Here is a 271-nt window from a genome sequence, read left to right as displayed (position 1 = left end):
CATTGGTGAAGAAGCCGAACCAGGAGTTGGAGGCGAAGTCCGCCATGCCGAGTTCCGCGAAGCTCGGCACCTACGGCGCTGCCGCCACACGCCCGGCATGCGCCACCGCGATGGGTGTCAGCCGCCCTTCCCGCACCGGCGGCACCACCACCGCCAGGATGCCCAGCACCATGTGGACGCGGCCCTCCAGCAGGTCCGGCAGCCACTGCCCCGCTCCGCGATAGGGCACATGGGTGAAGTCCCCCCCCGTCCGCGCCTTCAGCAATTCCGT

General features: G+C 69.7%; 1 protein-coding gene. It reads right to left on the bottom strand.

Features of this window, described 5'->3' with window-relative positions:
* Positions 1–70 precede the first annotated feature (70 nt).
* Positions 71–271: tripartite tricarboxylate transporter substrate-binding protein (locus tag G3576_RS31105; RefSeq protein WP_268888616.1), on the bottom strand; the 201-nt coding region annotated here is incomplete at its 5' end.

Source organism: Falsiroseomonas algicola, assembly GCF_011040385.1.
Taxonomy (GTDB): Bacteria; Pseudomonadota; Alphaproteobacteria; order Acetobacterales; family Acetobacteraceae; genus Falsiroseomonas; species Falsiroseomonas algicola.
Note: the sequence above shows the minus strand (reverse complement) of the source record. Positions and strands in the feature narration are given on the sequence as shown.